This is a genomic window from Psychroserpens jangbogonensis, assembly GCF_000797465.1.
Classification (GTDB): Bacteria; Bacteroidota; Bacteroidia; order Flavobacteriales; family Flavobacteriaceae; genus Psychroserpens; species Psychroserpens jangbogonensis.
In genome coordinates this window covers 229,472-252,294 of the sequence record NZ_JSWG01000012.1, presented here as the reverse complement: position 1 = coordinate 252,294, position 22,823 = coordinate 229,472, and the positions used below count along the sequence as shown (strand labels likewise).

General features: G+C 35.2%; 23 protein-coding genes. 19 read left to right on the top strand and 4 right to left on the bottom strand.

Going from position 1 to position 22,823, the window contains the following annotated elements:
- Positions 1 to 65 precede the first annotated feature (65 nt).
- From RH81_RS13235 to RH81_RS13145, 19 genes are all read left to right on the top strand, one after another.
- Positions 66 to 677: a DUF4230 domain-containing protein gene (locus tag RH81_RS13235; protein ID WP_033961082.1), complete on the top strand. Its 612-nt coding sequence runs from the start codon at positions 66 to 68 to the stop codon at positions 675 to 677.
- Positions 678 to 1,247: a TetR/AcrR family transcriptional regulator gene (locus RH81_RS13230; RefSeq protein ID WP_033961080.1), complete on the top strand. Its 570-nt coding sequence runs from the start codon at positions 678 to 680 to the stop codon at positions 1,245 to 1,247.
- 70 nt (positions 1,248 to 1,317) lie between these two features.
- The gene (locus tag RH81_RS13225; protein WP_033961078.1) at positions 1,318 to 2,391 is read left to right on the top strand and encodes an FAD-binding oxidoreductase; all 1,074 of its coding nucleotides are present in this window, start codon (positions 1,318 to 1,320) and stop codon (positions 2,389 to 2,391) included.
- A 71-nt stretch (positions 2,392 to 2,462) separates the two neighbouring features.
- On the top strand, positions 2,463 to 3,419 hold the full coding sequence (gene paaA, locus RH81_RS13220) for a 1,2-phenylacetyl-CoA epoxidase subunit PaaA (protein ID WP_033961076.1): 957 nt from the start codon (positions 2,463 to 2,465) through the stop codon (positions 3,417 to 3,419).
- A 14-nt stretch (positions 3,420 to 3,433) separates the two neighbouring features.
- A complete protein-coding gene (paaB, locus tag RH81_RS13215; RefSeq protein ID WP_033961073.1) occupies positions 3,434 to 3,721 on the top strand; it encodes a 1,2-phenylacetyl-CoA epoxidase subunit PaaB in 288 nt (95 codons plus the stop codon).
- A complete protein-coding gene (paaC, locus tag RH81_RS13210) occupies positions 3,721 to 4,473 on the top strand; it encodes a 1,2-phenylacetyl-CoA epoxidase subunit PaaC (protein ID WP_033961072.1) in 753 nt (250 codons plus the stop codon). The genes paaB and paaC overlap by 1 nt, the downstream gene beginning before the upstream one ends.
- Before the next feature lies 1 nt (position 4,474).
- Positions 4,475 to 4,975, top strand: coding sequence for a 1,2-phenylacetyl-CoA epoxidase subunit PaaD (gene paaD / locus RH81_RS13205; protein WP_033961071.1), 501 nt, complete (start codon positions 4,475 to 4,477; stop codon positions 4,973 to 4,975).
- A gap of 103 nt (positions 4,976 to 5,078) precedes the next feature.
- On the top strand, positions 5,079 to 5,864 hold the full coding sequence (locus tag RH81_RS13200; protein ID WP_033961070.1) for an enoyl-CoA hydratase-related protein: 786 nt from the start codon (positions 5,079 to 5,081) through the stop codon (positions 5,862 to 5,864).
- A 1-nt stretch (position 5,865) separates the two neighbouring features.
- Complete coding sequence (locus tag RH81_RS13195) at positions 5,866 to 7,020, top strand: 3-hydroxyacyl-CoA dehydrogenase NAD-binding domain-containing protein (RefSeq protein ID WP_033961069.1); 1,155 nt, start codon at positions 5,866 to 5,868, stop codon at positions 7,018 to 7,020.
- Positions 7,021 to 7,428 carry a PaaI family thioesterase gene (locus RH81_RS13190; protein ID WP_033961067.1) on the top strand — a complete coding sequence of 136 codons (408 nt, stop codon included), beginning with the start codon at positions 7,021 to 7,023 and terminating at the stop codon, positions 7,426 to 7,428.
- 11 nt (positions 7,429 to 7,439) lie between these two features.
- On the top strand, positions 7,440 to 8,648 hold the full coding sequence (gene pcaF, locus RH81_RS13185; protein ID WP_033961064.1) for a 3-oxoadipyl-CoA thiolase: 1,209 nt from the start codon (positions 7,440 to 7,442) through the stop codon (positions 8,646 to 8,648).
- 1 nt (position 8,649) lies between these two features.
- Positions 8,650 to 9,252: a short chain dehydrogenase gene (locus RH81_RS13180; protein ID WP_033961056.1), complete on the top strand. Its 603-nt coding sequence runs from the start codon at positions 8,650 to 8,652 to the stop codon at positions 9,250 to 9,252.
- Positions 9,253 to 9,261: 9 nt separating this feature from the next.
- Complete coding sequence (gene paaZ / locus RH81_RS13175) at positions 9,262 to 11,760, top strand: phenylacetic acid degradation bifunctional protein PaaZ (RefSeq protein ID WP_033961053.1); 2,499 nt, start codon at positions 9,262 to 9,264, stop codon at positions 11,758 to 11,760.
- A 2-nt stretch (positions 11,761 to 11,762) separates the two neighbouring features.
- Positions 11,763 to 12,515: an enoyl-CoA hydratase/isomerase family protein gene (locus RH81_RS13170; protein ID WP_033961051.1), complete on the top strand. Its 753-nt coding sequence runs from the start codon at positions 11,763 to 11,765 to the stop codon at positions 12,513 to 12,515.
- Between the two features lie 2 nt (positions 12,516 to 12,517).
- Positions 12,518 to 13,114, top strand: a complete 597-nt coding sequence (locus RH81_RS13165) for an acyltransferase (RefSeq protein ID WP_033961049.1) — start codon at positions 12,518 to 12,520, stop codon at positions 13,112 to 13,114.
- 2 nt (positions 13,115 to 13,116) lie between these two features.
- The gene (locus RH81_RS13160; RefSeq protein ID WP_033961047.1) at positions 13,117 to 14,424 is read left to right on the top strand and encodes a dihydrolipoamide acetyltransferase family protein; all 1,308 of its coding nucleotides are present in this window, start codon (positions 13,117 to 13,119) and stop codon (positions 14,422 to 14,424) included.
- A 31-nt stretch (positions 14,425 to 14,455) separates the two neighbouring features.
- Positions 14,456 to 16,507, top strand: a complete 2,052-nt coding sequence (locus RH81_RS13155) for an alpha-ketoacid dehydrogenase subunit alpha/beta (protein WP_173424374.1) — start codon at positions 14,456 to 14,458, stop codon at positions 16,505 to 16,507.
- 33 nt (positions 16,508 to 16,540) lie between these two features.
- Positions 16,541 to 17,644 (top strand): bestrophin family protein, encoded by a 1,104-nt coding sequence (locus tag RH81_RS13150; protein WP_033961043.1) that lies wholly within the window; start codon positions 16,541 to 16,543, stop codon positions 17,642 to 17,644.
- A 101-nt stretch (positions 17,645 to 17,745) separates the two neighbouring features.
- Positions 17,746 to 18,117: a hypothetical protein gene (locus RH81_RS13145; RefSeq protein WP_033961042.1), complete on the top strand. Its 372-nt coding sequence runs from the start codon at positions 17,746 to 17,748 to the stop codon at positions 18,115 to 18,117.
- A gap of 46 nt (positions 18,118 to 18,163) precedes the next feature.
- Here the strand turns inward: RH81_RS13145 and RH81_RS13140 are convergent, their stop codons facing one another.
- From RH81_RS13140 to RH81_RS17045, 4 genes are all read right to left on the bottom strand, one after another.
- Positions 18,164 to 19,840, bottom strand: a complete 1,677-nt coding sequence (locus RH81_RS13140) for a SulP family inorganic anion transporter (protein ID WP_033961041.1) — start codon at positions 19,838 to 19,840, stop codon at positions 18,164 to 18,166.
- Between the two features lie 120 nt (positions 19,841 to 19,960).
- Complete coding sequence (locus tag RH81_RS13135; protein WP_081988320.1) at positions 19,961 to 20,563, bottom strand: DUF4136 domain-containing protein; 603 nt, start codon at positions 20,561 to 20,563, stop codon at positions 19,961 to 19,963.
- A gap of 18 nt (positions 20,564 to 20,581) precedes the next feature.
- Positions 20,582 to 22,567 (bottom strand): urocanate hydratase, encoded by a 1,986-nt coding sequence (locus RH81_RS13130; protein ID WP_033961293.1) that lies wholly within the window; start codon positions 22,565 to 22,567, stop codon positions 20,582 to 20,584.
- A 14-nt stretch (positions 22,568 to 22,581) separates the two neighbouring features.
- A complete protein-coding gene (locus RH81_RS17045; protein ID WP_161791994.1) occupies positions 22,582 to 22,743 on the bottom strand; it encodes a C1orf53 family protein in 162 nt (53 codons plus the stop codon).
- Positions 22,744 to 22,823: the final 80 nt, after the last annotated feature.

Genomic DNA, 22,823 nt, shown 5'->3' with positions numbered 1-22,823 from the left:
TGAATATTTTATGTAAAATTATAGGTCATGAGCAATAGTTCTTTTTTTAATATTTAAATTAGCCTATGCGAAAAATACTGTTCGGAGTTGTTGTTACATTAATTATTCTATTCACATTTAAATATTGTGGAGATCAAAAGGAAAGTAGAATTACTCTTCAGGAGAATTCTGCATTGATAAGAGAGCAAGTCGAAAATGTTGGTAAACTTGTTGTTACCGAAGGTCATTTTAGCCAAGTATATACACATAAAGATTCTGAAGAAGTGTTTTTTGGATTTGATTCGGAAAAGAAAGCGATTGTTGTTGTCAATGCTGATGTGACTATTGGGTATGATTTAAGCTTGATTGAATATGAAATTGACGACCTCACTAAAACACTTCGTATTGTTAGTATTCCGAAAGAAGAAATTAAAATTAGTACAGATTTCGAATATTATGATATTGAAGATGGATTAATTAATAAATTTGAGGCTAAAGATTTTAACGATATAAAAGAGACTGTCAATGCATCATTGATGAAAAAAATGGAAGCTTCTGATTTAAAATCAAATGCTCAAAATCGGCTCATAAGTGAGCTAGCTAAATTTTATATTCTTACAAATTCTTTAGGATGGACACTTGAGTATAACGAATTGTATATCACAGATGTTGAGACGCTCGAAAATATCAATTTTTAGATGAAGCAAGAAACACGTAAAGACGAAATTATCGTTACAGCTTCTAAGCTTTTTAAAGAAAAAGGATACAGTGCAGTTACCATGCGTGATCTCGCCACAGCTATGGGAATAAAGGCAGCTAGCCTTTATAATCACATCAATTCGAAACAAGACATATTAAAAGCTATTATTATTTCTATTGCAGAAGAATTTACGAGCGGAATGAATGCAATTATACACTCCGATGCATCTAATATTGACAAACTGGAAAAGATAGTAGATTTACATGTTAACATTACATCTCATAATACGAATGGAATGGCATCTTTAAATAATGATTGGATGCATCTTGAAGATCAACTAGGCTACTATTTGCAACTTCGAAATGAATATGAAGCTAATTTTTTGAACATCATAAAAGAAGGTATTTTGTCTTCAGAACTCAAAAACAGCAATCCCGAAATCATCATGTTTTCAATGCTAACCACTTTACGGTCATTGTATTTGTGGATTCCTAAAAAAGAAGACCTTAACGCAAACGATTTATCGAATAGCTTGAGTGAAGTTCTCATTGAAGGAATTAACAACTAATTAAGAATAAAATTTTGTATCTTTGTTCACCAAACTAACAAGCGTTAGTTTAATATTTTAAGGATTTCATATGGCAGAATTTCACAACTTGAAAGTTGAAGATATTTATAAGGAAACAGAGGATACTTCAGTAGTATCTTTTGAAATTCCATCAGAATTGCAAGAGACATTTAAATTTAGACAAGGGCAACATTTGACTCTTAAAGCTGATATCGATGGAGAAGATGTTCGTCGATCTTATTCTTTGTATTCAAGTCCAATTGAGCGCCAATGGAAAGTAGCTGTAAAGCTAATTCCAGGCGGAAAGTTTTCAACCTATATAAATGAAGAATTAAAAACGGGTGATCAGCTTGAAGTCATGGCTCCAAGTGGAACATTTGGCGTTTCTGTAAAACCGGAAGAGCAAAAAAACTATTTGTTCTTTGCTGCTGGAAGTGGAATTACACCAGTACTTTCCATGATTAAAACGCATCTTAAAGCTGAGCCAAATTCAACATGTAAGTTGTTTTATGTAAATAAAACAGCAAAATCCATTATCTTTAAGGAAGAACTAGAACAGCTTAGAAACACCTATTTTGGAAGATTAGAAATTTATTATTTCTTAACTAAAGAACGTAGAGATATCGATTTGTTTAATGGTCGTTTTGATGATGAAAAAATGAAAGTCCTAACAAAAACATTTATCGATATTCCAGACACAAGCGAAGTATTTCTTTGTGGTCCAGAAAAAATGGTAAACTATGTTAGTGAGTATTTAATAAATGAAGGATTACAAAAAGAACTAGTGCATTATGAATTGTTCGTAACTGGACTTTCTGATGAGGATATAAAAAGAGCAGAGCGCTTGGCACAACAAAACGTTGAAGGAATTGAAGTCATTATTGTTGATGGTGGGAAAGAATTTGAGTTTACTATGACCAAAGAATATGATAACATTCTTGATGCAGCTTTAGGAGCAGGAGCCGATTTGCCTTTTGCTTGCAAAGGAGGTGTCTGTAGCACATGTAAGTGTGAGGTCATTGAAGGTGCTGTAGAAATGAAAATTAATTATGCTCTAGATGAAAAAGAAGTATCACAAAATTTGGTATTAAGTTGTCAAGCTGTGCCAACAACTGAGAAAGTAGTAGTCAATTTTGATGTATAATTCTTCGGAAAAATAATATCAAAACCACAACATATTGAAAAAGGAGAATTGAGTCACAATAAACAGAAGTTATGAGTGAAGAACAAATTAAAAATCTTGAGAAGCAGTTCGAAGAACGCATCCTAAGGGATGAAAAAATCGAACCTAAAGATTGGATGCCAGAAAAGTATCGCCAAACGCATATCAGACAAATGTCACAACATGCCCATTCAGAGGTAGTAGGTATGCTTCCTGAAGGTAACTGGATTACAAGAGCGCCTTCGTTAAGACGTAAAGTTGCTTTGTTAGCAAAAATTCAAGATGAAGCAGGACATGGTTTATACTTATACAGTGCCTGTGAAACTTTAGGTGTATCAAGAAACGAGTTGTACGATCAACTGCATTCAGGGAAAGCTAAATACTCTAGTATCTTTAATTATCCAACAGTGACCTGGGCAGATATGGGAGCAATCGGTTGGTTAGTTGATGGAGCAGCCATTATTAATCAAGTGCCATTGTGTAATACATCTTACGGACCTTATGCAAGAGCAATGATTCGCGTATGTAAAGAAGAAAGTTTTCATCAACGTCAAGGTTATGAAATCATGATGAAATTGGCTAATGGAACACCCGAACAAAAGGAATTAGCTCAAGATGCACTTAACCGTTGGTGGTGGCCAAGTTTAATGATGTTAGGTCCAACAGATGCTGAATCTGTTCATACCGAACAATCAATGAAATGGAAATTAAAGCGTAAATCAAATGATGATTTGCGTCAGCAGTTTATAGATCAAACAGTTCCTCAAGCAGAATTAATTGGCTTAACAATTCCAGATCCAGATTTAAAATGGAACGAAGAAAACAAGAGTTACGATTTTGGCGATATTAATTGGGACGAATTCTGGCAAGTTGTTAAAGGTCATGGGCCTTGCAACAAAGAAAGAATGAAAGCTAGAGTTGGTGCATGGGAAGAAGGTGAATGGGTTCGTGATGCAGCAATGGCTTATGCCGAGAAGAAACAAGAAAGAAAACAAAAACAAGCAGTTTAAAAAAACATAAAGTCATGTCAAAAAAACACTGGCCACTTTGGGAAATCTTCGTAAGAAGTAAAAACGGATTAGAACATAGGCACTTTGGTAGCCTCCATGCAGCAGATGCAGAAATGGCTCTAGAGAATGCTCGTGATGTCTATACAAGACGTAATGAAGGTGTAAGTATTTGGGTTGTAGAATCTAAAAATATTACAGCTTCAAACCCTGAGCATAATGGCGAATTATTTGAACCAGCTCAAGATAAGGTGTATCGTCATCCAACTTTTTATGATTTACCAGACGAAGTAAAACACATGTAATGAAAGAGAATCTATATAATTACATTCTTGGTATCGCAGATAATAGCCTTATTCTAGGACAACGCATGGGAGAACTCTGTGGTCATGGACCAAGTTTAGAAACAGATATCGCTTGTACTAATATTTCACTGGATTTATTCGGACAAGTGCGCAGCTATTTTCAATACGCAGCAAAAATTGCTGGTGATGGAAGAAATGAAGATGATATTGCTATGCTTCGAAAAGAGCGTGAGTATAAAAATGTGTTGTTGGTAGAACAACCAAACACAAATTTCGCGTACTCAATTGGCCGTCAGTTTTTATTTGATGTGTATCATTTAGCATTTTTAGCAGAGCAACAAAAAAGCGCAGATTTAACACTATCAGCAATTGCTAATAAATGTATCAAAGAAGTAAGTTATCACGAACGTTTTTCTTCAGATTGGGTAAGACGTTTAGGAGATGGTACTGAGGAAAGTAATAAAAAAATGCAAGAAGCTATCAATGATTTGTGGGCGTATACTGATGAATTATTTCATCAAACAGAAGCAGATAAAGCAATGGTAGTAGAAGGTTTAGGTGTTGATGTTACTAAACTTAAAGATGAGTTTTACAAAAGCGTAAGCGATTTATTAGAAGAAGCTAACCTTCAAACGCCAGAATCCAAATGGTTTCAAAAAGGAGGTAAAGAAGGGATTCATACAGAACATTTAGGATTCTTATTAAGTGATTTGCAATACATGCAACGCACGTATCCGAATATGGAATGGTAACATGACAACAACAGAACAACATATCGACCAAATTTTAATTCCAATACTTGAGCAAGTTTCTGATCCAGAAATTCCAGTATTGTCAATTATGGATATGGGAGTTGTACGTTCTGCACAGATTATTAATGGTATAGTCGAAGTCGAAATCACACCAACCTATAGTGGTTGTCCTGCAATGGATGTGATTGGAGATGATATTAAAAAAGCACTAAAAGATGAAGGTTACAAATCTACAATTGATTTGATTCTTCATCCTGCTTGGACAACCGATTGGATTACACCAAGAGGAAGAAAAGCTCTAGAAGATTACGGAATAGCAGCACCTTTAGAAGCACAAGCAGATAAAGATGTGTTATTAAATGAGAAGCGATTAGTGAAATGCACGAATTGTGGTTCTCAGAATACGAGATTAGTCAGTCAATTTGGTTCAACTGCATGCAAATCACAATTTCAGTGTGAGGATTGCCAAGAACCATTCGACTATTTTAAATGTTTAAAATAGGTATAGCGTTACCCAAAGGTCAGGCTTTCGGCAGTCGCTCTTAAAATTTTAATTTTAAGTAGCTCCAACAAAGCCTTTATTCTTAACGCCAAATAAAACAGGTATGAGCAGTAATTCAATACAGTTAAAAATTGAAAACAAGGTCGCGTACATTACGTTTAACAGACCAGAAGTTTTTAATAGTTTCAATCGTGAAATGGCTTTAAGTCTACAATCTATTATGGATGATTGTGAGATAAATGATCAGGTCAGAGCAATAGTACTTACCGGAAACGGCAAAGCATTTTGTGCAGGTCAAGATTTAAAGGAAGTCACAGATCCAGATTTAAATCCAGGATTTAAAAAGATTCTCGAAGAACATTACAATCCAATCATTACAAGAATACGATCTATAAAGAAACCAATTATAGCAGCAGTTAATGGAGTCGCAGCTGGAGCTGGAGCAAATATTGCTTTGGCATGTGATATCGTTATAGCTCATGAGAAAGTGAGTTTTATTCAAGCTTTTAGTTTAATTGGTTTGGTTCCTGATAGTGCAGGTACATTTTTTTTACCACGATTAATAGGATTCCAAAAAGCATCGGCTTTAGCCATGTTAGGCGATAAAGTATCTGCCCAAGAAGCCGAACGTTTAGGTATGATTTACAAAGTTGTATCATTAGAAAGTTTCGGAGAAGAGATTGATAAAACAGCTATTAAATTGGCTAATATGCCAACCAAAGCTTTAGGGTTCATTAAAGAATTATTCAATTCATCAATGACCAATACACTAGAAGACCAATTAGCTCTAGAATCGAAATTACAAATTGAAGCAGCCCAAAGTGAAGATTATGCCGAAGGCGTTGCCGCATTTATAGGAAAAAGAAAACCAGAATTCAAAGGAAGATAATATGAACGTAGGCATTATAGGTTCAGGAACAATGGGAAGTGGTATCGCTCAAGTGGCTGCTACTGCTGGTTGTAGAGTTAAATTATACGATACAAATCAAGCTGCTTTGGATAAAGCTAAAGCCGCTTTAGAAAAAATATTATTGCGCCTTATTGAAAAAGGGCGAATCGATTCTACAGAAAAAGATAGAATTCAATCTAATATTTCCTATGTAGATAGTTTGAAAGCTTTAAAAGATTCAAACCTTACTATTGAAGCGATTATTGAAAATATCGATATTAAACAAAAGGTCTTTTCAGAATTAGAGAGTTATGTGTCAGACGATTGCATCATTGCATCAAACACATCTAGCTTGTCTATAGCATCGATAGCTGCATCATTACAGAAACCTGAACGATGTATCGGGATTCATTTCTTTAATCCAGCACCTTTAATGAAATTGGTTGAGGTGATTCCGGCGATACAAACATCAAACGCTGTTTTGGATACTTCTGTTAAAATTATTTCCGATTGGAAAAAAGTAGTTGCTGTTGCTAAAGATACTCCTGGTTTTATTGTGAATAGAGTTGCTAGACCATTTTATGGAGAATCATTAAGAATATATGAAGAAGGGCTTGCAGATTTTGCAACCATCGATTGGAGTTTAAAAACCTTAGGAGGTTTCAGGATGGGACCATTTGAATTGATGGATTTTATTGGTAATGATGTTAATTACACAGTAACAGAAACCGTGTTTACAGCATTTTATTTTGACCCAAGATATAAGCCTGCATTTACTCAAAAGCGCTTCTCAGAAGCCGGTTATTTAGGCAGAAAATCTGGAAAAGGCTATTACGATTATACAGAAGGCGCTACAAAACCAACTCCAATAGAAGATGAGAAATTAGCGCAAAGTATATTTAATCGCGTTTTAGTGATGTTAATCAATGAAGCAGCAGATGCGCTATTTTTAAAAATTGCTTCAGCTGAAGATATTGATAATGCAATGACCAAAGGAGTTAATTATCCTAAAGGGTTATTAGCTTGGGCAGATGAAAAAGGAATCAATTGGTGTGTGTCTAAATTAGATGAATTATACGACGAATATCATGAAGATCGTTATCGTTGTAGCCCGTTATTGCGTAAAATGAACAGAGAGAATAAGACTTTCTTTTAGATGAAAGGAGAGCAGATTCCATATAAAATGTTAAGTCAAGATGCCTATAGTCAATGGTTGGGTATTGAGATTTTAGAATGTAAAATAGGACATTGTAAAGTTGCAATGACCATTAGGAAAGAAATGCTTAATAGCATGAACAAAGCTCATGGTGGAATTAGCTATTCACTTGCAGATACGGCATTTGGATTTGCGGCCAATACACATGGTAAATATGCAGTTTCAATAGAGACAAGTATCAACCACATTGAAGCCATTAGTGAAGGGGATTATTTGATTGCAGAATCAGTAATAGAAAAAGTAAATAATAAACTAGGTTTCAATATTATTGAAGTGAAACGTGGTAACGAATTAGTAGCCTTATTTAAAGGTGTCGTATACAGAACACAAAAAGATTGGGAAGAATAAATAACTAACATATGAAAGAAGCATACATCATAGACGGAGTTAGAACTCCAATAGGGAATTATAAAGGGACATTGTCAGCTGTTCGTACAGACGATTTAGGTGCTTTGGTGATTTCTGAAGTAGTTAAACGTAATCCAAATATTCCAAAAGAAGCCTATGATGATGTCATTATGGGTTGTGCCAACCAAGCAGGAGAAGATAACCGAAACGTTGCAAGAATGGCTTCGTTACTAGCAGGTTTACCATTTACAGTGCCTGGAGAAACAGTAAATAGATTATGTAGTTCAGGATTGTCTGCAATTATTCATGCCAATCGTGCTATTAAAGCTGGTGATGGAGACGTATTCATTTCTGGAGGTGTTGAAAATATGACACGTGGTCCATACGTAATGTCAAAACCATCAACTGGATTTGGAGGGGATTCGAAAATGTATGATTCAACATTTGGCTGGCGTTTCATCAATCCTAAAATGCAAGAATTGTATGGAACAGATGGTATGGGAAATACCGCTGAAAATTTAGTTGCAAAATATGCTATATCGAGACTAGATCAAGATAAATTTTCTCATTGGAGCCAAATGAAAGCGACAAAAGCACAAGAAAATGGCCGACTAGCAAAAGAAATTATTACTGTTGAAATTCCACAACGTAAAAAAGATCCAATTTTATTTTCTAAAGATGAATTTGTAAAACCTACAACCTCATTAGAAGTGTTAGGGAAATTACGTCCAGCCTTCAAAAAAGAAGGAGGAAGCGTAACAGCAGGAAATTCATCTGGATTAAACGATGGTGCTGCAGCAACGATAATTGCTTCTGAAGATGCAGTAAAAAAATATAATCTAAAACCTTTAGCAAGAATCGTAAGTTCTGCTGTGGTTGGTGTAGAACCAAGAATTATGGGAATTGGTCCAGTTCAAGCGTCCAATAAAGCTTTGGAAAAAGCAGGATTGAAAATGGATGATATGGATATTATCGAATTAAACGAAGCTTTTGCAGCTCAAGCCTTAGCGTGTACTCGTGCTTGGGGTTTAGCAGATGATGATTCAAGATTAAACCCAAATGGTGGCTCTATAGCTATCGGACATCCGTTAGGAGTAACTGGAGCAAGAATTGCATATTCAGCAGCTTTAGAATTGCATGAACAACAAAAAAAATATGCATTGATTACAATGTGTATTGGTGTTGGGCAAGGTTATGCTGCAATTATTGAACGCGTTTAGTATGAAAATATTAATAATAGGAGGAAACGGAACCATTGGAAAGAAAGTAAGTGAGCGCTTATCTCAAAAACATGAGGTGCTTATTGCTGGACGAAACTCAGGAGATGTTTTGGTCGATTTTTCAGTATCGTCATCTATCAAATCGATGTTTGAATCCGTTGGTAAATTAGATGCTATTATTGCAATTGCTGGTGATGCTAAATGGGACAAGTTTGATAAGCTTTCCGAAGAAGATTTTTATATCGGAATCAAAAGCAAAATGATGGGACAGGTTAATGTGGTTCGCATAGGGAAAGATTATCTAAATTCAGAAGGTTCAATTACTCTTTCTACCGGAATCTTAGCTGATGATCCAGTAGATATGACAACAAGCGCAGCTATGGTTAATGGCGCAATTAATAGTTTTGCTAAAGCTGTGGCATTAGAATTAGAAGATGGAAAACGTATTAATGTGGTCTGTTCAGATTTAGTTGAAGATTCATTTGAAAAATATAAAGACTATTTCCCAGGGAATACACCAGTGCCAATGGATAAAATTGTAGATGGTTATATAAAATCTATTGAAGGGAAAATCACAGGAAGAATCTTAAGAATAATGGCATAAAGAGTTATTATGGAAAAAATACAACATTATGTTCAAGGTAATTGGACAACAGGAAAAGAAGAAGGAACACCAATTCTAGATGCCATTACTGGTGAAGCATTCACTAGTGTAGCCATTGAAGGTCTAGATGTTCCCGAAATTTTGAATTACGGTAGAACAAAAGGAGGAGAACAACTCCGTAAAATGACTTTTCAAGAACGTGGAAACATGCTTAAGAAATTGGCATTATATCTTACAAAAAGAAAAGATGCGTTTTATGAGTTAAGTTACAGAACAGGTGCTACTAAGGTAGATAGTTGGATTGATATTGAAGGTGGTTTTGGGAATTTATTCGCCAATGCATCTTTAAGAAAACTATTTCCTAATCAACCTTATCATGTAGAAGGCGATGCTATCGATTTATCTCGTGGTGGACGCTTTATGGCGCATCATATTATGGTGCCTAAAAAAGGGGTTGCTGTACATATCAACGCATTTAATTTCCCAGTTTGGGGAATGTTAGAAAAATGTGCAGTGAATTGGATGGCTGGAGTCCCAGCTGTCGTTTTGCCTGCACCATCATCATCATATTTAGCTGAAGCCGTTGCAAGAGAAATTGTAAACTCTGGAATTTTACCTGAAGGTGCATTGCAGATCATAAATGGAACAGTAAAAACAATTCTAGATACAGTAGAATCTCAAGATGTGGTAACCTTTACAGGTTCTGCATCTACTGGACGATTATTAAAAGCACATCCTAGATTAATTCAAGAATCTGTGCCATTTACCATGGAAGCTGATTCTTTGAATGCATCTATTTTAGGAGAAGATGCTGTTCCAGGAACACCAGAATTTAATTTATTTATTAAAGAAGTTCGTAAAGAAATGACTGTTAAAGCTGGACAGAAATGTACTGCTATTAGAAGAATTATTGTTCCTGAAAATTTAGTTGAAGATGTACAAATTTCCTTAGGGAAAGCACTTGATAAAGTAACTATAGGTGATCCAAGATTAAAAGAAGTTAGAATGGGATCGCTTGTTAGTCATCAACAAGTTCAAGCGGTAAGAGATTCTGTAAACGATTTAGCTAAGGAAGCACAAATTGTTTACGGTGATATAGATGAAATTGAAACTATTGGAGCAGATGCCAAAAAAGGTGCTTTTATTAGTCCGATTTTATTGAGAACAGATCATCCGTTCGAAAATACTGTGATTCATGAGCGTGAAGCTTTCGGACCAGTAAGCACCATAATGCCATATAAAAACCTTGAAGAAGCTATTACATTGGCACAAATGGGAAAAGGATCTTTAGTGTCTTCCATTGTAACTAATGATGATAAAATAGCCAAAGAGTATGTTATTAATGCAGCTAGTCACCACGGAAGAATACTAGTGCTTAATAGAGAAAGCGCTAAAGAAAGTACTGGTCATGGTTCACCATTACCATATTTAGTTCATGGTGGTCCAGGACGTGCTGGAGGTGGTGAAGAAATGGGAGGAATGCGTGGAATTAAACATTACTTGCAACGAACTGCTATTCAAGGCTCGCCAACAACGATTACAGAAATCACTGGTATTTATCAGCAGAATGCAAAATATAAGGAAGCAGAACAGCATCCATTTAAATATCATTGGGAAGATATCCAACCAGGAATGTCACTCAAAACACACAAGCGTACATTTACAGATACCGATATCATCAACTTTGCGAATTTAACTTGGGATCATTTCTATGCGCATACAGATATTACCTCGTTAGATGGGAGTATTTTTAAAAAAAGAACCGCTCATGGTTATTTCATTATTTCAGCAGCAGCTGGATTATTCGTGTATCCAAACAAAGGACCTGTAGCTGCAAATTACGGACTAGAAGAATGCCGTTTTTTACGCCCACTATATCATAACGATACTGTTTATGTGAGATTGACCTGTAAACAAAAAGTAGATCGTGATGTGGCTTCGGCAGAGCATCCTAGCGGAATCGTAAAATGGTATGTAGAAGTATTTGATGCTGAAGATGAATTAGTAGCGATTGCAACCATACTAACCATGGTTCAGAAAAAACAAGAAGTGTTTGTTGAAATGACTGAAGACAAAATCACTGAATGTTTATCTAAGCTTACTGAAGAGACAAAACCAAAATGGGGAATTATGACACCTCAGCATATGATAGAGCATTTGGAGTATACCTATCAAATTGCAGCTGGAAAGATTCAAGATTTTGAAGTGGCCACACCTGAAAAAATTCTGGAGAAGGTTAAAAACAGTTTATATAACTATGATAAGTTTCCGAAGAACACAAGATTCCCTTTACTAGAAAAGGACACACTCGACACCTTAAAATATGATGATTTAGCAACTGCAATTATTAGGTTTAAGGAGGAAAGAGAAGCATATTTAGAATTTTTTAAAGAACATCCAGATGCCACATTAAGTAATGTGGTTTTTGGAGAATTAAATAGATACGAATGGTCTTTAATGGAGCGAAAGCACTTAAATCATCATTTTGAACAATTTGGAGTATTATAATTATGACACAACCATACGTTAAACAAACGATTGAAAACGCAGTAGGATATATTGAATTTTTTCACCCAGCTCATAATTCCTTGCCTGGAGATATATTAGCTAAACTAGCTCAGACAATTACAGAAGCAGGAGAAAACGATGCCATCAAGGTCATTGTTTTAAAAAGTGGAGGCGATAGAACTTTTTGTGCTGGTGCGAGTTTTAAGGAACTTATAAATATTAATGATGCAGCAACAGGAAAAGTATTCTTTTCTGGGTTTGCAAATGTGATTAATTCGATGCGTAAATGTCCAAAATTTATTATTGGACGAGTTCAAGGAAAAACAGTTGGAGGAGGAGTAGGTCTTGCGGCTTCAACAGATTATTGTATGGGAACAAAATTCGCGGCTATCAAGTTGAGTGAATTGAATATAGGTATTGGTCCATTTGTTGTAGGACCAGCAATCGAACGCAAAATGGGATTAAGTGCGATGTCACAAATAGCCATTGATGCCAATTCGTTTTATCCTGCGGAATGGGCAAAACAGAAAGGTTTATTTACACATGTTTATGAGAATACAGAAGAACTTGACGACGCTGTAAAAGTAACTGCTGAACATTTATGTACCTATAATACAGAAGCAATGTTGGAAATGAAAAAAGTATTCTGGAAAGGCACTGATGATTGGGATGATTTGTTAGCAGAACGTGCGGAAACAAGCGGACGATTAGTGCTATCAGATTTTACAAAAGAAAAATTAAAAGGATTTAAATAAGAATGATTTACAGTTTTAAAGACTATACACCAGTTGTTCACGAAAGTAGTTTCGTGCATCCCTTGGCTGCTGTTACAGGTAATGTCATTATAGGAAAGAACTGTTATATTGGTCCAGGTGCTGCAATTCGTGGAGATTGGGGACAAATAATTTTGGAAGATGGTGTGAACGTGCAAGAAAATTGTACAGTCCATATGTTTCCAGGGAAATCTATCACACTTAAAGAAAGTGCACATGTAGGTCATGGAGCCATTATTCATGGCGCTAATTTAGGTAGAAATTGCCTTATTGGTATGAATACTGTAATTATGGACGATGCCGAGATTGGAGACGAATCCATAGTAGGTGCAATGGCATTTGTAAAAGCTCAAACTATTATTCCAAAGCGCAGTTTAGTAGTTGGTAATCCAGCAAAAGTGATTAAAGAAGTGAGTGATGAAATGATTGAATGGAAAACAAAAGGCACACAATTATACCAACAGTTACCAGCGGATTGCCACGAAAGTTTAAAAGAAGCTGAGCCTTTGAGAGAAGTCCCAGAACATATGAAAGTACAAGAAGATGTTTATAAAACACTTCGTGATTTTATGAAAAAATAACTATGTCAAGAGTTGAATTTAAAATGCCCAAATTGGGTGAAAGTATAACTGATGCAGCCATAATTACATGGTTCAAAAATGTTGGTGATACCATAGAAGAAGATGAAATGCTTTTAGAAGTTGCTACAGATAAGGTCGATTCTGAAGTGCCTTCAACAGTTTCAGGTGTAATTGAGGAGATTTTATATAATGCTAATGATGTTATTAAAATTGGAGCAACTATCGCCATAATTAAAACAAACGGTGAAGTTTCAGCGTCTAAAAAAACGTCTAAAAAAGCAGATAGTAAACTCGAACAAACAAAAGGAGAAAAACCTAAAACATCAAAAAGACCAAGGCCTACTTCTGTTGTCTCTTCAGACCAATTTAGCGTGTCAAATTCGAATACATTCTTTTCGCCATTAATAATCAAAATTGCCAAAGAAAATCATATTAGTTTTGAAGAATTAGCGAGAATTCCAGCTACTGGTCATGACGATCGCTTGCGCAAGAGTGATGTCTTTCAGTATATAGAAGATGGTCGACCGTTTAAATTTGCTCAGCCTGTTTCTCAACAAGACCCAACAGCGTATCGCATTCCACAATTAAAATTTGATAAAGGAAAAGGCAAAGTGATTGAAATGGATCGTATGCGTCAAATGATTGCAGATCATATGGTGTATTCAAAACATACATCACCACACGTTACAGCATATGTAGAGGCAGATTTAACCAATATGGTAAATTGGCGAAACGCAAACAAAGTACCTTTTCAAGAAAAACATGGAGAACGCTTAACCTTTACACCATTATTTGTTGAGGCTGTTGCAAAAGCAGTTAAAGATTTTCCAAATATCAATGCTTCAGTCGATGGCAAAAATATCATTGTTAAAGAAGATATTAATATAGGTATGGCTACAGCATTACCTAGTGGAAATTTAATTGTCCCTGTGGTTAGAAATGCTGATACAAAAGATTTGAAAAGTTTAGCTGAAGATGTTAATGAACTTGCAAAAAGAGCTAGAGAAAATAATTTGAAAGCTGATGATATTCAAGGTGGCACATTCACGATTTCTAATGTAGGAACCTTTGGTAGTGTCATGGGAACACCAATTATCAATCAACCAGAAGTTGCTATCCTAGCTTTAGGAATTATAAAGAAGCGACCTGAAGTGATTACCACAGAAAAAGGCGATGAAATTGCTATTAGAAGCATGATGTATCTATCCTTATCATTTGATCATAGAGTGGTAGATGGATTCCTTGGAGGAAGCTTTGTACGTCGCGTTGCTGATTACTTTGAGCAATTCGATACCAACAGAAAAATATAAATAAAGAATTACCTGTTTTATAGGAATTATGATGAATAAAGAGATACTAAAAAAAGGGTTTTCAAATTTGTGTACTGCCAAGTCTATGGCAGAATTATATGAAGCGAATTTCAAACAGGTTTCAAAATATGTGCACGCCACATCAAGAGGTCATGAAGCTATTCAAACAGCCTTAGGAATGCAATTATTACCTCAGGATTATGCCTTTCCATATTATAGAGATGATGCTATGTTATTATCATTTGGATTAGAACCTTATGATTTAATGTTGCAATTATTAGCCAAAAAAGCTGATCCTTTTTCTGGAGGAAGAACATATTATTGCCATCCTAGTTTAAAGGATGATGACAAACCTAAGATTCCTCATCAATCCTCTGCAACTGGTATGCAAACTATTCCTGCTACTGGTGTTGCTATGGGAATGAAATATAAAGAACTTCAAGGTCTTGACGATAAAACACTTAAAGATTTACCTTTTGTAGTTTGCTCTTTAGGAGATGCTTCAGTTACCGAAGGTGAAATTTCTGAAGCCTTTCAAATGGCTGCTTTAAAGCAAATGCCAATTTTGTATTTAGTACAAGATAACGGTTGGGATATTTCTGCTAATGCAGCTGAAACTAGAGCACAAAATGCTTTTGAATATGCTCAAGGATTTCATGGTTTAGATGCAATTTCAATTGATGGTGCCAACTTTATAGAAAGCTATGAAGCTGTTGAAAAGGTTATAGCTACTATTCGTAAAGAACGTCGGCCATTTTTAATTCATGCAAAAGTTCCGTTATTAAACCATCATACATCAGGTGTACGAATGGAATGGTATCGTGATGATTTGGAAGAAGCAAGATCTCGTGATCCTTATCCAGTAATTAAGCAACAATTATTAGATAATGGGTTTTCATCTGAAGAAGTTGATGCCATTGAGAATTCTGCGAAAGTGAAAGTAGAAAGTGATTTTAAAGAAGCATTAAAAGCTGAAGATCCAAAGCCTGAAGATTTATTTACAAATGACTTTGTGCCAACACCAATTACTGAAGAAAAAGGAGTTCGATCTCCCGAAGGTGCTGATAAAGTAGTTATGGTAGATTGCGCATTATTCGCAGTTGAAGAGCTCATGAGAAAGCACAAAGAATGTTTGCTTTATGGACAAGATGTTGGCGGACGATTAGGTGGTGTGTTTAGAGAAGCAGCTACGTTAGCTCAAAAATTTGGAGATGATCGTGTTTTTAATACACCAATTCAAGAAGCCTTTATCGTTGGTTCAACGGTTGGTATGAGTGCTGTTGGATTAAAGCCTATTGTTGAAGTTCAGTTTGCTGATTATATTTGGCCAGGACTAAATCAGTTGTTTACAGAAGTGAGTCGCAGCTGTTACCTTTCTAACGGGAAATGGCCAGTAAGCATGATTCTTCGTGTACCAATTGGCGCTTATGGTAGTGGTGGACCTTATCATTCGTCTTCTGTAGAAAGTGTATTAACTAATATACGCGGAATTAAAATAGCTTATCCAAGTAATGGAGCCGATTTAAAAGGCTTGATGAAAGCCGCTTATTATGATCCAAATCCAGTCGTGATTTTAGAGCATAAAGGTTTGTATTGGTCAAAAGTTCCTGGAACGTTAACAGCAACATCTGTTGAGCCTTCTGAAGACTATGTTTTGCCATTTGGTAAAGCTTGGGTACTACAAGAAATCTGGAAGCAAGATGATCTAGAAACACTTACAATAGTTACATATGGAATGGGAGTCCATTGGGCTTACAATGCCTCTGGAGAATTAGGAATGCGTGATCAAATTGAAATTATTGATTTGAGGACTTTGTATCCTTTAGATGAAGACACTATCATGGCTTCGGTTAAAAAAACAGGAAAATGTTTAGTAGTTACTGAAGAACCTTCTAATAATAGTTTTGCTAGAGCTTTAGCTGGAAAAATACAAGAAGAGTGTTTTAAATATTTAGATGCACCAGTAATGACAATTGGTAGTGAAAATATGCCAGCGATTCCTTTAAATTCAACCTTAGAACAAACGATGATTCCTTCAACGGAGAAAGTAAAGACTAAAATAGAAAGCTTGATTAATTACTAGTCTTTTGTATCTTACGTGATATAATATTATTTCATGTATACAAAGAGAATATTTCCTGTTAGAGGTGTTTTAAAATGGACACGTCGCCATATTTTCCTATTTCTTATTTTAGCAACTGTTCCTGTTCTTTTATTTGATATAGTTGGATTAAAGTGGTTGCATTTGCCTTGGCTTCCTTTAGGCGTTTTAGGTACTGCAGTAGCATTTATAGTTAGTTTTAAAAATAATGCATCTTATGACCGTCTTTGGGAAGCACGTAAAATTTGGGGAGGCATTGTTAATACATCTCGCTCTTGGACTATAATGGTTAAAGATTTCATTACCAATACACATGCATCGTCTAAATTAAGTGATAACGAATTACAATCAATAAAGCGAGAACTTGTACATCGTCATGTAGCTTGGTTAACTGCATTACGTTACATGTTAAGACAAGATAAGCCTTGGGAAATGCATCTTAAGGAGAAGCGATCTACTAGAGAATTTAAAGAAGCTCATTTTCGAGTTTGTGAAGATGAAACTCCAATTGAAGACGCTATTAAAGGTTATATTTCAGAAGAAGAATATAAAGAAATATTTGCTAAAGGCAATAAAGCTTCACAATTACTTGGAGTACAATCTAGACGTCTTAAAGAATTGATGAATGTTGGCTTGATAGAAGATTTTAGGCATATGGAAATGGCTAATGTATTAGTCGAATTTTATACTCTACAAGGAAAAAGTGAGCGTATCAAAAATTTCCCATATCCAAGGCAATTTGCAACGCTAAATTATATGTTTGTTTGGATTTTTATCATTCTTTTACCCTTTGGTATCATGCAAGAATTTGAATCTATAGGTGAACACATTGTTGATGATTTGGTAAATCATGTGTCTCATACATCCACTTTACATCGCATTCAAGAATTTATAGCGCATCATTTTGTGTGGTTTTCAATTCCCTTTAGCACTTTATTAGCATGGGTATTTCATACCATGGAAGTTATTGGAGAGAATACTGAAAACCCTTTTGAAGGTGGGCCTAATGATATTCCAATAACAGATATGAGTAGAGGTATCGAAATAGATATTAGACAACTTATTGATGATACAGATATACCAGAAGCTTATGTATGGAAGAATGATATTGTTATGTAATACAATTGCGTTTCCTCGTGTAATCCCTCGTTTTTAAAAATATTAATGTGTGAAGTATTTCAAATTTTGTATATTGAACCATTAATTTATCTTACTATATTATGAAAAAAAATATTTTACTTATTGCCACAGCTTTATTTTTGTTTGCAGGAAATCAATCTGTAACTGCTCAGGCTAAAATGAAAAAAGAAGTACAGTCTATTAGTGTTGATAAAACTAAAACTGAAGTTAGTGCGAAAAAGAAGACTGCTAGCTTAATACGTCCATTAGGTTTAAATGAAAAACAGCAAGAGCAAGTGTATGCTCTTTTTGCTAAGGCAGGAGAAAAAATGAGTAGGGTAGGTGCTGATAGTGGTGCTAAAATTCAAGGAGATAAGCAAGCTAAAATGGATAAATACGTTATGGCCAAAATGAAAGAAATTTTAACTGAAAAACAGTTTTTAAAATATCTAGACTTGGCAAAAGATTTATAATCCAATAATCATATAGAAAAAAGCGACCAAAATTTGGTCGCTTTTTTTATACGTTATATTCAGATAAAGGTTTAGTGAATTTTTCTGGATCAGCAGCCAAATGATATCTTGGATCGTCAATGTCTTCAACAATTACTTCTTTAAATTTAGGGTTTCCTTTGTACAGCAAAATCTTACAATCTTCACTTAAATGTCTAAGCTTTATTGATTTTCCTTCAGCTTCGTATTTGTTTACCAAGTTAAAGATTGCTTCTAATGCAGAGTGGTCACTCACCCTAGATTCAATAAAATCTATTTCAACATTCTGAGGGTCACTCTTTACATCAAATTTTGAAGTAAAATTTTGTATAGAACCAAAGAAAAGCGGTCCCCAAATTTCATATGTTTTTGTCCCGTCTGGTTGTATGCGTTTACGAGCTCTAATCATAGTAGCGTTTTTCCAAGCAAATACTAACGCTGAGATTATTACACCAGCAATCACTGCTACTGCAAGATCTTTCCAAACAGTTATTGCAGAAACTGCGATTAAAACAATGGCATCAGATAATGGGATTTTTCTAATAATTCGAAAACTACTCCAAGCAAAAGTTCCAATAACAACCATAAACATTACACCTATAAGAGCTGCTATAGGAATCTGCTCAATTAGAGGTGCTCCAAATAGCACAAAACATAATAAAGTTATTGCTGCAACAGCTCCAGATAATCGACCACGACCACCAGAATCTATATTAATAATTGATTGACCAATCATAGCGCATCCTCCCATTCCTCCAAAGAGTCCGTTGAGCATATTTGCACCACCTTGAGCAATACATTCTCTATTTCCATTCCCTCTACTTTCTGTCATTTCATCAATAAGGTTGAGTGTCATCAAGGATTCAATTAAGCCAACTGCAGCTAAAATAACAGCTGTAGAAAGTATTAAATCCCAATGTCCAGCTAAGGTGTTAAAAAGTCCAAATATTTGGTCCTGAAATGTAGGTAATCCGCCTTCTAATCCTTTTCCTCCGCCTTCTTGAATAAATGAACCTACTGTGCTCATTTCAATTCCACCAAAAATTGTAATACAAGCAACGACTATAATAGCAATCAAAGCAGCAGGAATCTTTTTGGTTAGTTTAGGTAATCCATACATGATTCCCATTGTCAAACCAATGAAGCCCATCATTTTCCAGAAGGCAGCATTAGAAAATAATGTTGAAAACCATTCAGATGTATTTGACCAAATAGAGATGTCTTTTGGAACAGCGTTTGGGAATAAGCCTAATTGAGATAGAAATATAACAATAGCAAGACCATTTACAAATCCCATCATTACTGGGTGCGGAATAAGTCTAACAAACTTACCTAATTTGAAAATACCAGCTGATACTTGGATGCCACCAACAAATAATAAAGTAATAAATAGCCATTGAAGACCAAGGTTTTCTATTGGAGTTTCAAGATTAATACCTACTTCGTTTCCTTTTTGAATTAAATGCACCATTACAACTGCCATTGCACCTGTGGCTCCTGAAATCATTCCAGGTCGTCCACCAAATAGAGCTGTAACTATTCCCATCATAAATGCACCATAAAGTCCAACTAAAGGATCAATTCCAGCTACAAAAGCAAATGCCACTGCTTCAGGAACGAGTGCTAATGCAACCGTTAGACCTGAAAGAATGTCATTTTTCGGATTTTGGGTAAAGTTTTTTCTAGTGGTTTGGCCTAATATCATAATACTCGCGCTTAAAAGTCGGCAAATATATGCTTTTATAAGTGAAGCTTAAAACACATTATATAAAACAGACAAGCATCAATATTATATTGATGCTTGTTAAAATGTAATTTGTATTGTTTATTTTTTTTCTTCAGGTGGATATTTTTCTAATATTTTCATTACAAATTCTTTGATTTGATCTTCTTTTTTATCCATTTTTTGAGAAATAAACCCCGTTCCCATACCTTGCCAAACGAGTTCTTTCTTCTCCATATCAATGAGGTCAATGAATAATGTGCCTTCAGATTGTGTGGAAACTACAGGTTGGTTGTAATAACCCCACCCAGGACCATATCCTCCCCAACCAGGACCGTAACTTCCCCATCCCCAAGTATTGTTGTATACATCAACACGTTGTTGCGATTTCGTAAAAATACTTACAAGCATGTCTGGGTTTTCAGATTTTGTGAAACCTTTTGCTAATAATTCGGCCTCAATGGCACGTAATATTCTTCGTTTGTCTAAATCGCTTATTTCAGCTTTATCGATACCTGTTTTAAAAAAAGCAAACGTTTTATAAGATTTAAAATCGGCTTCTTTATCATAATCCGCGGCAACTCTAACGGAACTGCATGATGTAATAATTATGGCAATTATAAGAAATGGTAAAATGTTAAATAGTTTTTTACTCACGTCACTAATACTTAAAAAGTGTTCGCGAACATAATTTGAATGTTTCATATCATTTTTTTTTGTTTGTTATAACGAGTCTAGTAAATCTTCATCAACTAAATTTGGAAGCGTTACCTTTAAATTAGGTTCACTTTCCATAGCACGTTTTATGGCAAAAATAGCACCTTCATTTCTTGCCCAATTTCGTCTGGCAATTCCGTTATTTACATCCCAGAATAGCATAGATTTTAAACGTCTTTCTGCATCATTACTACCATCAAGAACCATACCAAATCCGCCATTTATGACTTCACCCCAACCTACGCCTCCACCGTTATGGATGCTCACCCAAGTAGCGCCTCTAAAACTATCTCCAATTACATTTTGAATAGCCATATCTGCAGTAAAACGAGAGCCATCATAAATATTGCTTGTTTCGCGATAAGGAGAATCTGTTCCTGAGACATCATGATGATCACGTCCAAGAATAACAGTTCCTATGCGTCCATTTTTGATAGCATTATTGAAAGCTTCAGCAATTTTCATTCTTCCCTCAGCATCTGCATATAGAATTCTTGCTTGTGAACCTACAACCAATTTATTTTCTTGTGCGCCTTTGATCCATTGAATGTTATCAGCCATTTGCTGCTGAATTTCATTAGGAGCATTTCTTTTTAACTCTTCTAATACATCACATGCAATTTGATCTGTTTTTACCAAATCTTCTGTTTTTCCAGATGCACAAACCCATCTAAATGGTCCAAAGCCATAATCAAAACACATTGGTCCCATTATATCTTGCACATAACTTGGATATTTAAAGTCAATACCATTGTCTGCCATGATATCAGCGCCAGCTCTAGAAGCTTCTAGTAAAAATGCATTTCCATAATCAAAGAAATAAGTGCCCTTTGCCGTATGTTTATTTATTGCTTTAGCATGACGTCTTAAAGTTTCTTGTACTTTTTCTTTAAATAACTCTGGGTTATTTGCCATCATATTATTGGCTTCTTCAAATGACATGTCAACAGGATAGTAACCTCCAGCCCATGGATTATGTAAAGAAGTTTGATCACTTCCTAAATCGATATGAACATTGTCTTTGTCAAATTTCTCCCAGACTTCGACAATATTTCCTAAATAGGCTATTGATACTGTTTCTTGGTTAGACTTTGCTTGATTTACACGAGATACCAACGTATCTAAATCTGTAACTTTCTCATCTATCCAACCTTGATCTAATCTAACTTGTGTGATTTTCGGATTTACTTCAGCACAAACAGTTATACAGCCAGCAATATTACCTGCTTTTGGTTGTGCGCCAGACATACCGCCTAGTCCAGAAGTCACAAAGAGATTGCCTTTAGGTTCTTTTTTGATTTTTCTAAATCCGTTTAAAACAGTTATTGTTGTTCCATGTACAATGCCTTGAGGACCAATATACATAAAGCTTCCAGCGGTCATTTGTCCATATTGGGTTACACCTAACGCATTAAATTTTTCCCAATCATCTGGTTTAGAGTAGTTAGGTATCATCATACCATTTGTTACAACAACTCTTGGTGCATCTTTATGACTTGGGAATAATCCCATTGGGTGACCAGAATACATAGCGAGAGTTTGCTCATCACTCATTTCTGATAGGTATTTCATTGTCAACCTGTACTGTGCCCAATTAGAAAACACACCTCCATTCCCTCCATAAGTAATCAGTTCATGAGGGTGTTGAGCAACCGCATAATCTAAATTGTTTTGAATCATTAGCATTATAGCTGCTGCTTGCTGAGACTTTGCAGGATACTCTTCAATAGGTCTTGCATACATTGCGTAATCAGGACGAAATCGATACATATATATTCTTCCGTAAGTATCTAATTCGCTTTTGAATTCTGAAATTAATTCAGCGTGATTAGATTTATCAAAGTATCGTAATGCATTTCTTAATGCTAATTTTTTTTCTTCAGAAGATAATATTTCTTTTCGCTTAGGAGCGTGATTTATTGAGGAATCATAAGGCTTTGGTTGAGGCAAAACATTTGGTATTCCTTCTTTTATTTGTTCTTTAAAAGAGATATGTGTTGTTTGCATTACTTTTTTTTTAATGTGTTTTTGTCGAAACCATAAGGGCAATGTCTACATCCACTTTCACAACAATAGCCTCTTTTTAAGAGATACTGTTCTGTGAAGCAACGATAACCTTCAGGTGTTAAATAATAATCGCCTTCTTCTAAAGGAATGATTTTCTTCATATATTACAAAGATAGTGGAAATTGGATTGATTTTTGAATGCAATAAACTATGATTTTAATCTCTAAATATTTGGTGCCTA

Bases quoted from the DNA above. Each gene is read 5' to 3' on its own strand.
- RH81_RS13235 (WP_033961082.1), top strand. From the start codon at position 66: ATGCGAAAAATACTGTTCGGAGTTGTTGTTACATTAATTATTCTATTC.
- RH81_RS13230 (WP_033961080.1), top strand. From the start codon at position 678: ATGAAGCAAGAAACACGTAAAGACGAAATTATCGTTACAGCTTCTAAG.
- RH81_RS13225 (WP_033961078.1), top strand. From the start codon at position 1,318: ATGGCAGAATTTCACAACTTGAAAGTTGAAGATATTTATAAGGAAACA.
- paaA (WP_033961076.1), top strand. From the start codon at position 2,463: ATGAGTGAAGAACAAATTAAAAATCTTGAGAAGCAGTTCGAAGAACGC.
- paaB (WP_033961073.1), top strand. From the start codon at position 3,434: ATGTCAAAAAAACACTGGCCACTTTGGGAAATCTTCGTAAGAAGTAAA.
- paaC (WP_033961072.1), top strand. From the start codon at position 3,721: ATGAAAGAGAATCTATATAATTACATTCTTGGTATCGCAGATAATAGC.
- paaD (WP_033961071.1), top strand. From the start codon at position 4,475: ATGACAACAACAGAACAACATATCGACCAAATTTTAATTCCAATACTT.
- RH81_RS13200 (WP_033961070.1), top strand. From the start codon at position 5,079: ATGAGCAGTAATTCAATACAGTTAAAAATTGAAAACAAGGTCGCGTAC.
- RH81_RS13195 (WP_033961069.1), top strand. From the start codon at position 5,866: ATGAACGTAGGCATTATAGGTTCAGGAACAATGGGAAGTGGTATCGCT.
- RH81_RS13190 (WP_033961067.1), top strand. From the start codon at position 7,021: ATGAAAGGAGAGCAGATTCCATATAAAATGTTAAGTCAAGATGCCTAT.
- pcaF (WP_033961064.1), top strand. From the start codon at position 7,440: ATGAAAGAAGCATACATCATAGACGGAGTTAGAACTCCAATAGGGAAT.
- RH81_RS13180 (WP_033961056.1), top strand. From the start codon at position 8,650: ATGAAAATATTAATAATAGGAGGAAACGGAACCATTGGAAAGAAAGTA.
- paaZ (WP_033961053.1), top strand. From the start codon at position 9,262: ATGGAAAAAATACAACATTATGTTCAAGGTAATTGGACAACAGGAAAA.
- RH81_RS13170 (WP_033961051.1), top strand. From the start codon at position 11,763: ATGACACAACCATACGTTAAACAAACGATTGAAAACGCAGTAGGATAT.
- RH81_RS13165 (WP_033961049.1), top strand. From the start codon at position 12,518: ATGATTTACAGTTTTAAAGACTATACACCAGTTGTTCACGAAAGTAGT.
- RH81_RS13160 (WP_033961047.1), top strand. From the start codon at position 13,117: ATGTCAAGAGTTGAATTTAAAATGCCCAAATTGGGTGAAAGTATAACT.
- RH81_RS13155 (WP_173424374.1), top strand. From the start codon at position 14,456: ATGAATAAAGAGATACTAAAAAAAGGGTTTTCAAATTTGTGTACTGCC.
- RH81_RS13150 (WP_033961043.1), top strand. From the start codon at position 16,541: ATGTATACAAAGAGAATATTTCCTGTTAGAGGTGTTTTAAAATGGACA.
- RH81_RS13145 (WP_033961042.1), top strand. From the start codon at position 17,746: ATGAAAAAAAATATTTTACTTATTGCCACAGCTTTATTTTTGTTTGCA.
- RH81_RS13140 (WP_033961041.1), bottom strand. From the start codon at position 19,840: ATGATATTAGGCCAAACCACTAGAAAAAACTTTACCCAAAATCCGAAA.
- RH81_RS13135 (WP_081988320.1), bottom strand. From the start codon at position 20,563: ATGAAACATTCAAATTATGTTCGCGAACACTTTTTAAGTATTAGTGAC.
- RH81_RS17045 (WP_161791994.1), bottom strand. From the start codon at position 22,743: ATGAAGAAAATCATTCCTTTAGAAGAAGGCGATTATTATTTAACACCT.